The organism is Pedobacter ginsengiterrae (assembly GCF_039537385.1).
Classification (GTDB): domain Bacteria; phylum Bacteroidota; class Bacteroidia; order Sphingobacteriales; family Sphingobacteriaceae; genus Pedobacter; species Pedobacter ginsengiterrae.
The window spans coordinates 185,206-200,822 of sequence record NZ_BAABAK010000009.1; the positions used below are offsets into that span (position 1 = coordinate 185,206).

A 15,617-nucleotide genomic window follows, 5' to 3' on the forward strand; every position below is an offset into this window, starting at 1 on the left:
AAAGCAATTTCAGCGGGGCATCGGTTACGATAGCCCCGTTTTTCGTTACAATCTTTCTGTAAACTTTTGTCATGCTGATGCACGAAGCATCTGTTTCATCGGTTGTAATGACAGCTTTATTTAAGGTCACTGCAACAAAAAGTATTTCCACTTCAACCAGGTTTATTTTACGCAGTAAATTGTGCTATTAAAGTTTGTCCAACAATCCTCAATCAATTTTCTCTATCTTCGCTCATCCCACAAATAACATCCCAAACTAAAACTGCTTTTTTATGCATGCTGGAAAGAAATATTCTTTAAAAGAGTTTATCCTGTGGACTCGTCGCGATATTTATCGTTTAACAATACTCGCTGTAATTCCCACCATACTTTATCATTTTTGCGGCTTTACTTTTCTGTCTATATCCTGGGTTCCTGTGGCGCTTTTAGGTACTGCAATTTCCTTTATAATCGGCTTTAAAAATAATGCAAGTTATGGCCGTTTGTGGGAGGCACGTCAAATTTACGGTGGTATTATAAATGTAAGCCGTTCTTTCGGCGTGATGATCCGAGATTTTTTATCTTCAAAAAATAAATCGCAAGATGTGCAGATTATTTTCTACCGTCATTTCGCATGGTTAACGGCATTGCGTTTTCAATTGAGAGAACCTCGCACCTGGGAAAATATGAATGATTGGAGGAATGTTGAGTACGCCCGTAATTATCATATTGCAGAGAAAACAGATAAAATAGAAAATGTTTTGGCTAAATATTTATCAACTGATGAATTGGCTTATATTCTGACGAAGAAAAATAAAGCAACGCAAATAATGGCTTTACAATCGGCTCATATAAATAAGTTGGCTGCTGAGAGTAATTTATCTGATTTACAATTGCAGTCACTTCAGACAGGAATTTCTAATTTTTATGATAATCAGGGCAAGGCCGAGCGAATCAAAAACTTTCCTTATCCACGTCATTTCTCGTCTATCGCTAGTATTATGCTTAACCTTTTTGTTTTTCTGGTTCCGTATGGCTTGTTAAACGACTTTAATAAATTAGGGAATGGAACTTTAATAGAGGGCTATTCTATTTGGCTAAATATTCCATTTGCTTTATTGTTAACCTGGGTTTTCAATACTTTGGATGTGGTGGGGGAGAGCTCAACAAATCCATTTGAGGGCAGTGCAAACGATGTCCCGATTACTAACATCTCCAGAACAATAGAAATTGATATGAGAGATATGTTGGATGAAACTGACTTGCCAGCTGCAATTACGCCAGAGAATAATATTTTATTGTAAGTTTTCTTTATGGAAATGATGAAAACATTTCATCATATTTTTATATTTAAATAAGTATTAATCCCAAAAAATTAAAGCATGAAGAATAAAATTATTTACCTCGTTTTTGCTGCCTTTCCATTTGTTTACGCCTGCAATTCATCCGATAAAAAGGCTGAGACTGCAAAGGTAGATTCGCTGATTAGTGAAACCTGTTACGCCTCTTCGTTTGAAAAAGATAGCGCTGCAATGATATTAAAAACAATGGCATCTGGTAAAGTCACAGGCTCAATGTTAATTAAATATGGAGATAAACCTCAAAACAATGGTAAAATAGATGGTAAGTTTCATGGCGATACGCTTTTGGTTGATTATCGATTTAATACAGGAACAGACAGCACGAAAGCTTTTACCAATCCCTTGGCTTTTTTAAAGAAAGATGGTAAGTTAATTATGGGTGTTGCTCAAATTGAAACAACTTTAGGTAAGTCTTACTTTGTAAAAGGCAAGCCCATTAACTACGAGGCAGGGAAGTTTACTTTTGTAGAAGTGCCTTGTAAGTAGTTAATATAGATCGTATGTATTCTAGTCTTAGCATCTCGCTAAGACTTTTTTGTTTAATCAATTTAAGGAAAACATTGATTTCTATTGATAATAGAACTTTGAAATTTCTAGCTGTTTCTGTCATTCTGAATAAAGTGAAGAATCCGCAAGCGATAGAGAACTTTCGTTGATAATCCACAAAACTGTAGTGGAACAAATCAAGTTTGTGATCTTAGGTTGCAGATGCTTCATTACACTCAGAATAACACAAAGTCAAGTGGAGTCGTCATTGCGAGGCACGAAGCAATCTTACAACTGTGGGTTAAATATTAGAGATCTCCTTAAGATTCCCCGTTGCGCTCAGAATGACACAAAGTCAAGTGGAGTCGTCATTGGGAGGCACGAAGCAATCTTACAACTGTGGGTTAAATATTAGCGATCTCCTTAAGATTGCTTCGTTTCACTCAGAATGACACAAAGTCAAGTAGAGTCGTCATTGCGAGTCACGAAGCAATCTTACAACAGTGGGTTAAATATTAGCGATCGCCTTAAGATTGCTTCGTGGCACTCAGAATGACACAAAGTCAAGTGGAGACGTCATTGCGAGGCACCAAGCAATCTTACAACTGTGGGTTAAATATTAACGATCGCCTTAGGATTTTCGTTGCACTCATAATGAAAAGTCAAGTAGAGTCGTCATTGCGAGGCACAAAACAATCTTAAAACTGTGGGTTAAATATTAGCGATCTCCTTAAGATTACTTTGTAGTTCGCAATGACGGTAAGCGATAATAACAAAATATTTTAAAATAAATTACTACAATTTCTATAGACTTTGTATATTTGAATAATTAATAAGAACAAAAACGAGCTAATATTTTCTGTCATGATTTTAAATAAAGTAGAAAAAGCGAACATTGAACCAAAAATTACACTAATAGGTGCTGGTCCTGGCGACCCTGATTTATTTAGTTTAAAAGGTGTTAAAGCATTAAAAACAGCTGATGTTGTTTTGTATGATGCAAATGTGAACGAAGCTTTACTATGTCATGCTCCAGATGGTATTCCGAAAGTTTACGTAGGTAAACGTACTGATGATGAAGATTTCTCGCAAGATGCAGTGAATAAATTAATCATTGACTATGCTTTAAACTACGGTCATGTAGTTCGTTTGAAAAGCGGCGACCCTTTCTTTTTTGCCAAAGGTTACGAAGAAATAGATGCTGCAGAATCTTACAGCATTCCAACTGAAATTATTCCTGGTATATCTAGTGCAACTGGTGCGCCAAGTTTGCAAAAAATACCAATGATTTATAAAGATTTAAGCGAAAGCTTTTGGGCCGTAACTGGTACAAATTCTAAAGGCGAAATTTCTGAAGATCTATACGTCGCGGCTAAGACAAAAGCAACAATCGTAGTTTTAAACGGTATTGAAAAGGTAAAAGAAATCGCAGCTATTTTTCAGGCTGAAAGTAAAGGTTTATTACCAGTTGCTATTATCCAAAATGGATCTACGCCTGAAGAAAAAATTGTTATCGGCATTGTAGATACTATTGCAGAGTTGGTTGAAGATAAAAAAATAACAGCTCCAGCTTTATTAGTTTTTGGAGATGTTGTTTCCTTACATCCACAGTTCCAACCGATCAGAGATTTCTATGAAATTATTGCTGCAGAGTATTAATAATTAACCTAAACCACATTTATTTGTTTTGTTGTTAAAAACCGCTAGCGAAAGCTTAGCGGTTTTTGTTTTAATGATCTCCCGCAGATTACGTTGATTTTCGTAGAAGTTAAATTTGAAAAGGTTAGGCAATTTGTTTGGAACAGACTTTTGTTCGATAAGCCTGATTGAAGTGGAAATACTTTTTTTGCAGCAACCTTGAATATCCCGTCCTTCTGAGGAACGAAGAATCTGCAACCGATGAAACAGATTCCTCGTGCCTCTGAATGACAGAAGTTAAAAAGATTTGAACGGAAAGCAGGACTGCAATCTCCGAAAAGCATTGGGCTTTAACTTTCAAAAAATCATGATTCAATTAACAACCTGAGTGACTTTAATTTGCGATAATCTTCTAAATCTGCGGGAAAATCTATTCCCAAAAATAAATTTTGAATTATTTCCAAATCAGAAAACAATTACTAACTTAACGAAGTTATCTACACCAAATATTTGATGGAAATTATACATATAAGCGCCGAATGTTACCCTGCTGCAAAAGTTGGCGGGTTAGCTGATGTGGTTGGGGCTTTACCTAAATATCAAAATAAAATAGGGCACATTGCCAAAGTGGTTGTGCCTGCGTACGATACAAAATTTATCCGCGAAAGTGAGTTTGAAGTTGCCTATGATGCGTGGTCGAACTATGGAAATCATCATTTTCAATATAGAGTATTAAGAGAAAAGACTAATAAACTTGGATTTGATTTATACTTAGTTCACATTCAAGGACTAACGGATAGGCCTAATGTTTACGGCTATGCCGATGATACCGAGCGTTTTGTAGCTTTTCAAATTGCAACATTAGATTGGATTGCGCAATGGGAGCATCGCCCAGATGTAATTCATTGTCACGACCATCATACTGGTTTAGTTCCTTTCATGGTTGCTAACTGTTTAAAATATCAAAATATAAGTAAAGTTCCTACGGTTTTAACGATTCACAATGCCCAATACCAAGGCCAGTTTGGCTGGGATAAATTATATTACCTACCCGCATTCGATTTATGGAAAGGTGGTTTGTTGGGTTGGGAAGATGCAATTAATCCTTTAGCTGCTGCAATTAAATGTGCATGGCGAGTAACAACTGTATCGCCAAGTTATTTAGAAGAAATGATGAATAATGCCCGTGGCTTAGAAAGCTTGCTAAGACAGGAGCGTTGGAAATCTTCGGGTATTTTAAATGGAATTGATAGTGAAGTTTGGAACCCCGAAACAGATCCAATGCTTGGTAAAAGTTACAATTTAAAAACAGTTGAAGCAGGAAAAGCCGCAAACAAAAAGGCACTTTGTGATGTTTTTCAATTAGATTCTTCGAAACCACTCTTCACTTTTATAGGCAGATTGGTTGATGAAAAAGGAGCTGATTTGCTTCCTGATATTTTTTACACCGCTTTACAACAACATGGTAATAACATAAACATATTGGTTTTAGGGTCTGGCGATAGTTGGGTTGAGGGAAGGTTGAATCAGTTAAAAGGCGTTTTTGAAGGGAAATATAATACTTACATTGGTTATAATGAGCAGGTTTCGCACGAGATTTATGCCAGTGCAGATTTCCTTTTAATGCCATCGAGGGTAGAGCCTTGTGGTTTAAACCAACTTTATGCTTTACGTTATGGAACAGTTCCAATTGTACGTAGGGTTGGCGGTTTAAAGGATACAGTAATTGATATTGGTGATGGGGGTTTTGGTATTTGCCACGACCAAACCAGCATTTGGGATGTTACCCATGCCATAAATCGAGCTGTAGAATTATATAATGATAAAAAAGCTTTTAAAGCTGTTAGAAAAACAATGATGAAAATTGACCATTCTTGGGATAAAGCAGCAACGAATTACATAGAATTATACCAAATATTAAAATAAGCTTAAACATGACTGACAAAGTTTTAGGCGTTATCCTTGGCGGTGGCCAGGGCTCTAGATTATCGCCACTTACACAAACACGCTCAAAACCAGCCGTTCCAATAGCTGGTAAGTATCGGTTGGTAGACATCCCAATTTCAAATTGCCTCAATTCTGGCATCCACCGTATGTTTGTGCTAACACAGTTTAATTCAGCATCCCTAAATAAACACATTAAAAATACGTATCACTTTAGCCATTTTAGTACGGCTTTTGTTGATATTCTTGCAGCAGAGCAAACGGTTCAAAACGCTGGCTGGTTTCAAGGAACTGCAGATGCGGTGCGTCAATGTATGCATCACATTGTTTCGCACGAGTTCGATTACATCTTAATTCTTTCTGGTGATCAATTGTACCAGATGGATTTCAAAGATATGATTGAGAAGCATATCGAGGCAAACGCAGAAATTACCATTGCCACAATCCCAGTTACGGCAAAAGATGCTACCGATTTTGGTATTTTGAAAGCCGATGATGAAAATATGATTACTTCATTCATCGAGAAACCTAAAACAGGTTTAGAAGATTGGGTTTCAGATACTGGTGCAGAAATGCAGGGTGAAGGGCGTAATTTCTTAGCCTCAATGGGTATCTACGTTTTTAACAGAGAATATTTAATCAATATTCTAAACGATAACGAGGAGGAGAAAGATTTTGGTAAAGAAATTTTACCCAGAGCAATTGAACAAAGCAGGGTATTGAGTTATCAATACGAAGGCTATTGGACTGACATTGGTAATATTTCATCATTCTTTGAGGCGAACTTAGGTTTAACAGATGAAATTCCAAAGTTTAATATGTTTGATAGCAACCATACTATTTTTACTAGAGCAAGGATGTTGCCACCATCGAAAATTTCGGGTACAACTTTAGAAAAAGCAATTATTGCTGAAGGCTGTATTGTACAAGCAAGTAGGGTAGAACACGCTGTTTTAGGTATTCGTGCCCGCATCGGTAAACATACTGTGGTAACCAACGCTTATATTATGGGTAGCGATCGTTATCAAACTTTAGAGGAAATCCAATCCGAAACCAATAAAGGAAATTCCCTAATAGGTATTGGCGATCGTTGTTACATAAACAACGCAATTATAGATAAAAACTGTCGTATCGGTAACGATGTAAAAATTAACGGCGGTCCGCATTTAGAAGACGGCGACCATGAACTTTACGCTGTTAAAGATGGTATCGTAGTTGTTAAAAAAGGCGCTATTTTACCAAGCGGAACAGTAATTTAAGATAATCATTATCATTAACTAGGCCAGTTTGGATTCTTTCAAACTGGCTTTTTTTTTGATTTGGTAAAAAGTACAACTCATTTTTTTTGTATATTCAAGGATAGAGATTACGATAATTATCCAAATTACCCGCCTTAAAAAAGGTTTTTTTTGAAAGTGGGCGTTTAGCTTTTCATTGCCGATGGCAGCCCTGCTTTTTGTTGCAATCCCCGATGAAAAATCGGGATATTTCCACTTCAATCAGGCTTATTTAACAACAGTTTGTTTCATATACGAGGTTTAATTCTCCTTAAAATCCTTATTCGCTCCAACATTTTGGGCATTCTCTTGTTAGTACATAAACACAAAAATGAGCTTATGGCTGAACAACACCTTTATCAAACAGGAATAATAGGAAATTGTGCGTTTTTAGCACATGTAAATAAAAATACAGATATTTCATGGCTTTGCTGGCCACGTTTCGATAGTCCTTTCGTTTTTGGAAGCTTATTAGACAAGAAAAAAGGAGGAGAATTTTCAATTTTACCGCAAGGCGAATACACGTCTACACAATATTATATCGAAAACACCAACGTTTTAAGAACAGAAATTGCTGCTGCTGATGGCAAATATCGGATAACTGATTTTGCTCCTCGCTTTCATTTATACGAAAGGTATTTTAAACCACTGATGTTCATCAGAAAGATTGAACCTTTGGAGGGAAATCCAAGAATTACCATTAAATGTGAACCAGTTTGTGATTATGGAAAAAATAAAATGCGGGCTAGTAGAGGTAGTAATCACATCGATTATCATGGTTGTGATGAAAATATTCGGTTGAGCACAAACGTTTCGCTAACCTATATTCTCGATGAAAAAGCTTTTGTTTTAAACGAAGCGAAATATCTCATTATGACATATGGCGAAAATTTAGAAGCACCAATAGTAAGTACAGCTGAGAATTTTCTTCGTGAAACGATTGCTTATTGGAGATTGTGGATTAAACATTCCTCAATCGCTGGTTTCTATCAACCTTTCGTAATTCGTTCGGCCTTGGTGTTAAAAATCCATCAATATGAAGATACAGGTGCATTTATCGCTGCCAGTACAACCAGTTTACCAGAATTTCCAGGAAGTACGCGAAACTGGGATTACCGATATTGTTGGTTAAGAGATTCGCATTATGTGCTTACCTCGTTAAACCATATCGGTCATTTTGAAGAAATGGAAAAGTACTTTAATTACTTATCCGATATTTCTTATGCTGAAGATGAACGATATCAACCTTTATACGGCATTGCTGGTGAAAGACAAATTGTTGAGACAACATTAGACCATTTAGAAGGTTACAAAGGCGAACAGCCCATTAGAATTGGAAACCAGGCTTTCGAGCATATCCAAAATGATATTTATGGACAGGTTTTAATTTCGATGTTGCCACTCTATACCGACCATCGTTTTGTGTTTTCAGAGCGTAGCGATTCGGTAAAATGGATTGAAAGTGTGCTTTCTAAAATCGAACGAACGATTGACGAAAAAGATGCAGGCATTTGGGAATTCAGAAATATTGCAAATGTGCACTGTTATAGTAATTTGTTTCAATGGGCAGGAGCACATGCCGCATTAAAAATGGCTAAAACCATTGGAAACAAGGATTTTGAAGAGCGGGCACAGGTTTTAATTGATAAAGCTGCAGCGCATATCGAGGCTTGTTACGACCCAGAGAGAAAAGTTTATACTAATGCAGTGGGAAGCAAGCATTTAGATGCGAGTACTTTGCAGTTAATTATGATGGGGTATTTAGACCCTGCATCAGACCGGGCAAAAGACCACTTAATTGCCTTAGAAAACGAACTTAAAACAGAGCATGGATTGTTTTACCGCTATTTACATGCCGATGATTTTGGTAAGCCGAAAACCACATTTTTGATTTGCGCTTTTTGGTATGTTGAGGCCTTGGCTTGTGTTGGGAGAGTTGATGAAGCAATTAAAGAGTTTGAAAATATCATCAAATATTGCAATCACTTGTTACTTTTTAGCGAAGATGTTGATGCTGAAACTGGTAGTCAGTGGGGTAATTTTCCGCAGGCGTATAGCCATGTTGGTTTAATGAATGCCGCTTATCGCATCGCAATTAAATTGGATAGACCGATCTTTTTGTAATTAAAATTTATAATAAGTTGTCACATGTTATAATCCAAGGTTCGTGTCCTCACGAACCATTATTTAATTCTTGTTTCGATTTGTAAGGGCACGAACCGAGGATGCAATAGTTGTCACATTAAGCTTGTAGAAATGACGATGGGTTAAAAATTAATTTCTTAATCTATGCCATGGTTCGTGTCCTCACGAACCATTATTTTAATTCTTTTTTCGATTTGTGAGGACACGAACCGATGATGCAATAATTGCCACATTGAGCTTGTCGAAATGACGGTGGGTTAAAAATTAATTTCCTCTACGCCATGGTTCGTGTCCCCACGAAACATTATTTTAATTCTCATTTCGATTCGTAAACGAACGAACCGAGGATGCAATAGTTGTCACATTGAGTTTGTCGAAATGACGATGGGTTAAAAATTAATTTCCTCTATGCCATGGTTTGTGTCCTAACGAACCATTTTAATTCTTGTTTCGATTTGTGAGGGCACGAATCGAGGATGCAATAGTTATGTCACATTGAGCTTGTCGAAATGACGATGGGTTTAAAATTAATTTCCTCATGCCATGGTTTCGTTTCCTCACGAACCATTATTTAATTCTTATTTCGATTTGTGAGTACAAGAACCGATGATGCAATAGTTATGTCACATTGAACTTGTCGAAATGACTGTAGGTAAAAATTAATTTCTTAATCCATGCCATGGTTCGTGTCCTCACGACCATTATTTTAATTCTCATTTCGATTCGTAAAGAAACGAACCGAGGATACAATAGTTATGTCACATTGAGCTTGTCGAAATGACGGTGGGTTAAAAATTAATTTCTTCTACGCCATGGTTCGTGTCCCCACGAAACATTATTTTAGACACGAAACGAGATAATATTTTAATCTCTTCCTGCAAAATCTTCCTTAACCAAACTCCAAAGCAATTTCCTTACTTCATTATAGTCATTAAGGTAATATTTGGCTTCTGAAATATTATTTCCAACTTTAATAGTAAAAGCATCATCTGGTAAGGCTTTAAAAATATCTTCGTCGGTGTGGTCATCGCCTAAAGCCAAAATAAAATCAGGGCGTTTACCGTAGAGCCAGTTTAAAGCTGCTTTTCCCTTATTCACTTCCATGTTTTTAAATTCGATGACTTTGTTTCCTGGCATAAGCTGCAAACCCTTGTCAGCAGCTAAAATCTTTAAATGACTCACGATCTCGTTAGCTCGTAAATCGCCTAAACCTTCTTCCGCTTTGCGGTAGTGCCAAACTAATGAGAAACTTTTCTCTTCGATAAAAGAGCCAGGCGTTCTATCTGTGTAAGTTTCTAAAATAGCTTTCATTTCCTGCTTCCATTGGTCGGTTAAAAGCGGTAAACAATTCCATTTATCGCCATGCGCTTTTTGCCATGCACCATGTTCTGCAATTAAATCAACTTTTAAATGCCCGAACCAGTTTTCTAAAGTTTCGTTTCTTCTTCCACTGATGATAACCACACTATTTGATGCATCGGCCGTAAGTTTTTCAATTAAGCTGTAAAGCTCTTCGTCTGGAGATGCATCATCGATATTGCCAGCGAAATCAACTAATGTCCCATCGTAATCTAAAAATAAAACCCTTTTATCGGTTTCATGGTATCGCTTTGTTATATTTTCGTTAATTAAATTAACGGCATGTTTGGTAAGTAATGAATGTTGTGAATCTTTCACTTCGTTTAGTCTTAAAATAAAATTATTAACCCAATGTTTAACATTGAATTTTTCTACAATATCCCGCATGGCTTTCATGCGGATTTGTTGTTCTTCTAAAGGCATTTTTAGCGCCATAACAATAGCCTCCATAATGTCGCCCATATTATTTGGGTTTACAATTATGGCATCGGTTAATTCTTTCGAAGCACCTGCCATTTCGCTTAAAATAAGCACTCCATCGTTGTTATTCCGACTGGCAACATATTCCTTGCTCACCAAATTCATTCCGTCACGCATTGGCGTAACTAAGCATATATCCGAAGTCGAATATAGGGCCGATAAAACTTCAATTGGAAAGGAACGATAAAAATAATTAACTGGAATCCAGTTAATGGAGCGATATCTGGCATTTAAATTTCCAACAAACTGGTCAATTTGTTCTTTTAAATCGCGGTATTGCGGAACCGTATCTCTCGATGGAACCACAATCATATATAGCTCAATTTTATTGATATATTCTGGATGGGTTTGCAGAAGCAATTCCAGTGCTTTCAAACGTTCTAAAATTCCTTTACTATAATCCAATCTATCGATAGAAAGAATTACTTTCATATCCTCTTTTCCAGCTCTGAAATATTCTACCTCCCGCTGTACATCGTTGAAGGCTGTTAAGTTCGAGAATTTGTCAAAATCTATTCCCATTGGAAAAGCCTCGACAACAATTTGCCTTTCGTTACTATTTAAAATATTGGCCGATGAATTTACAGGAAGTAACCTGGTTGCCGTACTTAAGAAATGGCGTACATCATCATAAGTATGAAAACCAATTAAATCTGCGCCAAGCATTCCGTTCAGCAGTTCAACTCGCCATGGAATTAACCTGAAGATTTCGTATGATGGGAAAGGAATATGTTGGAAAAAACCGATCGTTGATTCTGGTAGTTTATCGCGTAAAATACCTGATAAAAGTAATAATTGGTAATCCTGTATCCATATTTTATCTTTTTTAGAAAGAACTTTCAAAGCTGCCGCCGCAAACTTTTCGTTTACTGATTTATAACAATCCCAATAACTCTGTTCGTAATGGGCGTAAGTAACTAAATAATGAAATACGGGCCATAAAACTTCGTTTGAAAAGCCCTCGTAGTAAAGATTGATCTCGTCTTGAGTTAGAAATACAGGGTAGAGATTGAGGTCGCTAAGTTTGTCTATTACTTCTTGTTGTCGTTTTTCTGGGACTTCGATGCCTGGCCAGCCAATCCATATAGAGTTGCCAGTTTTGTAAACATCTCCAAGTCCTGTTGCGAGGCCACCCTCGCTCGGAGTAAAAATGTACTCGTTGTCTTTTTCAATGATTTTAACGGGTAGTCTGTTCGATATTATAACTGTTTTCATGCTTGTATTTGATGTATCCACATAAATAAAAGCGCTTAAAATAGTTTTTGTTTGAATTATTTGGTTAATAAAACATTCAAATGATTTAGAGTAAATTGATAAACTGCTTATGTGTCGAAATTTGCAGCACTAACAAAATAAATTTTTCGCATAAATTTTGATTGATTTTTATTAGACGTAATTAAACATCAACGAAAAAGTTGTTTGTTCATGAGGTTCGGAAACAACTTCAATACTACCGCGATGCATTTTCATAATGTTGCGACTAATCGTTAAACCAATACCCGAGCCATTTTTACGTGTAGTGTAAAACGGAACGAAAATTTTTTCTAAATCTGCGGCATCGATACCTTTTCCATTGTCGGTTACATCTATATAAAGTTTGGTGTTTTCTAATCGATAACTTACAGAAATATGAGGACTTTCATTTTCTTCGACAGCGTAAATACCGTTCGTAATTAGGTTAATCAGTACTTGCTCTATCAGTTTTAAATCTAATTGAACCGTAATTTTTGATGAAGTTTGTTCAACATCCAAAACTACATTTTTAACTTTTGCAAAAGGCTGCATTAGCACTTTAATGTGTTTTAATATTTCGCCTATGGTATGCGATTCGAGGCTTGGTGTTGGTAATTCTGCAATTAAACGATAATCTTTAACAAAATCTAAAAGGCCAGATGAGCGACGTTTAATGGTTTGAAGGGCTGTTTTTAAGTCTTCCATTTCATCCAAATCCAGATTTTCTTTGTCGGTTACCATGCTGTTAATTGTATCAGACAAAGAACTGATTGGGGTAATTGAATTTAAAATTTCATGAGAAATAACACCAATTAACCTATTCCATGCCTCTGTTTCCTTCTGTTCAATTTCATCCTTAATATTTTGGAAACTAATAATGGTGTAATTCTTTCCGTAAAGATTTAGCGGAATAACCTCCGTAGAAAGTTGAATCAGTTTATCCTGAATTTTGAGTTCTAAAAATCTTTTGCCTCCATTAGCGATTTGTTCAATTTCATTTGCGAAAATTGGCAAATGTTGCTTTAATCGATGCCAATATTTATAGGCTGGAACACTCAAAAGATTAGATGCCGCCTGATTAAAAAAAGCGATTTCTTCATTTTCGCTTTCAGGAGTAGTATTATTAACTACAATTACGCCAACAGGAACTTGTTCTAAAATGGTTTTAATGAGCTGAAACATCGCCTCTTGCTCCAAACGAATTTGTTTGTGCACCTGGAGAATATCGCCAAATGATTCATACAATTCTGGGAAGCTGCCTTTAGTGGTTTTATTTTTGAAATTTAAAGTATGATCGCGGGTTTTAACGGCTAAAATAAAACGTTTTATATCCGAACGGATTTCGTTAATGTAGTAATAAAGCGAAATAATGGTGCCCAATAAAACCAAGGTTACACCGATAATGGTAAACCAAAGTTGCGTATTTTGGATAAGGTAAAATAGGAGATAGGCAAGCAAGTTAATAACGAGCAACCTTGATATTAAACGAAAAGTAAAGCGTTTGTAAAACATGTTTTTAAAGGTGTTGGGCAAAAGGTTTAGGGCTTAGGGCAGGGCTTAATGCGTTTTAACCTTACGCCTTAAACCATTTACCGCTTACCTTAATTAAATTCCGAATTTTTCTATCCTCCTATATAAAGCTGCTCTGGTTAAGCCCAATTCTGCGGCTGCTTTCGATATATTTCCTTTGTGTTTATCTATAGCTTTTTGCACCATCATCTTCTCCATATCGCCAAGCGCCATTTCATCGGGCATGGTGTTATTTTGTGCAAATCGCTGCGGACTAAGCTGCAAATCTTCTTCAGTGATTTCGTTACCATCGCTCATAATTACTGCCCGCTCTAAAACGTGCTGTAGTTCTCTAACATTTCCAGGCCATTTATAACTTAAAAGCATATCCTTTGCTTTATTGCTTAAACTTCGGTTTTCTTTATGATATTTCGAACTAAAAACCTGCATAAAATGATTAGCAAGCAATAAAATATCTGTCCCTCGCTTGCGTAAAGGTGGTAGTAAAAGCTCAACGGTGTTAATACGGAAAAGTAAATCCTGTCTGAATGTATTTTTAGTCACCATTTCATTTAGTGGCATATTCGTTGCCGTAATTAAACGAACATTAACTTTTCTTTCTTTGCTTTCGCCTAAACGTGTTACTGTTCTATTTTGCAAAACACTTAAAAGCTTGGCTTGCAGAGGTAGGGTTAAATTTCCAATCTCATCTAAAAATATTGTTCCGCCATCAGCAAGTTCAAACCTACCAGGTTTATCTTCTTTCGCATCGGTAAAAGCACCTTTTGCATAGCCAAAAAGCTCGCTTTCGAATAAATTTTCATTTAATGAGCCTAAATCTACATGCATGAAAACCTGATTTTTTCGTTGCGAATTTCCATGAATTTCATAAGCAAAAACCTGCTTTCCTGTACCATTTTCGCCTAAGATAAGAACATTGGCATCTGTTGGAGCAACTTTTAAAAGAGTAGTTTGAAGCTGTTTAATTCCTTCTGCCTGCCCAACAATATTTTCAAAACCCCGAGTTAAGTCTTTTTGTAATGAAGAATGAATTTTCTCTAATTTCTTCACTTTTCTATTCGATTCTCTCAGTTTTGAAGCTGCAGAAATAGTTGCGAAAAGCTTTTCATTTTCCCAGGGTTTAAGAATAAAATCAGTTGCACCTTTCTTAATCGCTTTAACGGCGAGCTCAACATTTCCAAAGGCTGTCATTAAAATTACAACATAATCTTTATCGATTGATAAGATGTGTTCTAACCAGTACAAACCCTCTCGTCCATCGCTTGCACCTTTCTGGTAATTCATATCCAAAAGAATAATATCAACCTCGTTTTTACTTAGCAGAACGTTAATTTCTTTCGGCGATTTGCAAGTAATAACTTGTTTTACCTGCTGTTTAAGGAACAAACGAGCACTCAACAGAATGTCGTCGTCATCATCAATAATTAAAACTGTGGCGTCTAACATGAATTTAAATTTTAAAAACCTCACCCTGTTAAAGGTAGTGGTAGTTGTTTTTTTGTGCTGTCCCTCTCCTTGAAGAGAGGGAAACGGTGGTTAGATGGTTTGAATTAAATTTTCTATCCACCTTGCTTTTCTCTGCTCTTCGCCCCCTCTCTTCTAGGAGAGGGAAACGGTGGTTAGATGGTTTGAATTAAATTTTCTATCCACCTTGCTTTTCTCTGCTCTTCGCCCCCTCTCTTCTAGGAGAGGGAAACGGTGGTTAGGTGGTTTGAATTAAATTTTCTATCCACCTTGCTTTTCTCTGCTCTTCGCCCCCTCTCTTCTAGGAGAGGGGATAAAGGGGTGAGGTTTTTTTATTTCTGCAAATTTCCTCTAATCACATCCATAACCATCCCCAAACTTTCGTTTACCTCTTCATTTGTAAATCTTAATACTTTTATTCCAAGTTCCTCTAATTCATAACTTCTGTTTTTATCATATTCTATGTTATCTACTTGATTATGAATTCCACCATCAATTTCAATAATTAATTTAGCCTCATGAGAATAGAAATCTGCAATATATTTATCCAAAGGATGCTGTCTTCGAAATTTAAAACCTAAAATATTTCTGTTCCTCAAACTTCGCCAAACTATTGCTTCTGCATCAGTTTGAGTTTTCCTCAATACCTTAGAAAACTCAAAGAGTTTATGGTTTGCTCCCTTGAAAAGTTCATCTCCGTAGTTTTCCATTTTTTTTCTAA

The 15,617-nt window shown here is 36.4% G+C and carries 10 protein-coding genes; 6 read left to right on the forward strand and 4 right to left on the reverse strand.

Features of this window, described 5'->3' with window-relative positions:
- The first annotated feature begins 272 nt into the window (after positions 1-272).
- From ABD692_RS08665 to ABD692_RS08690, 6 genes are all read left to right on the forward strand, one after another.
- Complete coding sequence (locus tag ABD692_RS08665; protein ID WP_344766270.1) at positions 273-1,283, forward strand: bestrophin family protein; 1,011 nt, start codon at positions 273-275, stop codon at positions 1,281-1,283.
- Positions 1,284-1,361: 78 nt separating this feature from the next.
- Entirely contained in the window at positions 1,362-1,826 is a 465-nt protein-coding gene (locus ABD692_RS08670; RefSeq protein WP_316756933.1) for a hypothetical protein, read from the forward strand.
- Positions 1,827-2,690: 864 nt separating this feature from the next.
- Entirely contained in the window at positions 2,691-3,485 is a 795-nt protein-coding gene (gene cobA, locus ABD692_RS08675) for a uroporphyrinogen-III C-methyltransferase (protein ID WP_316756935.1), read from the forward strand.
- 492 nt (positions 3,486-3,977) lie between these two features.
- Entirely contained in the window at positions 3,978-5,390 is a 1,413-nt protein-coding gene (locus ABD692_RS08680) for a glycogen synthase (protein ID WP_344766273.1), read from the forward strand.
- A gap of 8 nt (positions 5,391-5,398) precedes the next feature.
- Positions 5,399-6,667, forward strand: coding sequence for a glucose-1-phosphate adenylyltransferase (locus tag ABD692_RS08685; RefSeq protein ID WP_344766275.1), 1,269 nt, complete (start codon positions 5,399-5,401; stop codon positions 6,665-6,667).
- A gap of 357 nt (positions 6,668-7,024) precedes the next feature.
- Positions 7,025-8,809, forward strand: coding sequence for a glycoside hydrolase family 15 protein (locus ABD692_RS08690; protein ID WP_344766277.1), 1,785 nt, complete (start codon positions 7,025-7,027; stop codon positions 8,807-8,809).
- Between the two features lie 885 nt (positions 8,810-9,694).
- Here the strand turns inward: ABD692_RS08690 and ABD692_RS08695 are convergent.
- From ABD692_RS08695 to ABD692_RS08710, 4 genes are all read right to left on the reverse strand, one after another.
- Positions 9,695-11,884, reverse strand: a complete 2,190-nt coding sequence (locus ABD692_RS08695; protein ID WP_344766279.1) for a bifunctional alpha,alpha-trehalose-phosphate synthase (UDP-forming)/trehalose-phosphatase — start codon at positions 11,882-11,884, stop codon at positions 9,695-9,697.
- A gap of 171 nt (positions 11,885-12,055) precedes the next feature.
- Positions 12,056-13,414 (reverse strand): sensor histidine kinase, encoded by a 1,359-nt coding sequence (locus tag ABD692_RS08700; protein WP_344766281.1) that lies wholly within the window; start codon positions 13,412-13,414, stop codon positions 12,056-12,058.
- A gap of 93 nt (positions 13,415-13,507) precedes the next feature.
- On the reverse strand, positions 13,508-14,878 hold the full coding sequence (locus ABD692_RS08705; protein WP_344766283.1) for a sigma-54-dependent transcriptional regulator: 1,371 nt from the start codon (positions 14,876-14,878) through the stop codon (positions 13,508-13,510).
- Between the two features lie 350 nt (positions 14,879-15,228).
- Complete coding sequence (locus ABD692_RS08710; RefSeq protein WP_344766285.1) at positions 15,229-15,606, reverse strand: endonuclease domain-containing protein; 378 nt, start codon at positions 15,604-15,606, stop codon at positions 15,229-15,231.
- Positions 15,607-15,617 lie beyond the last annotated feature (11 nt).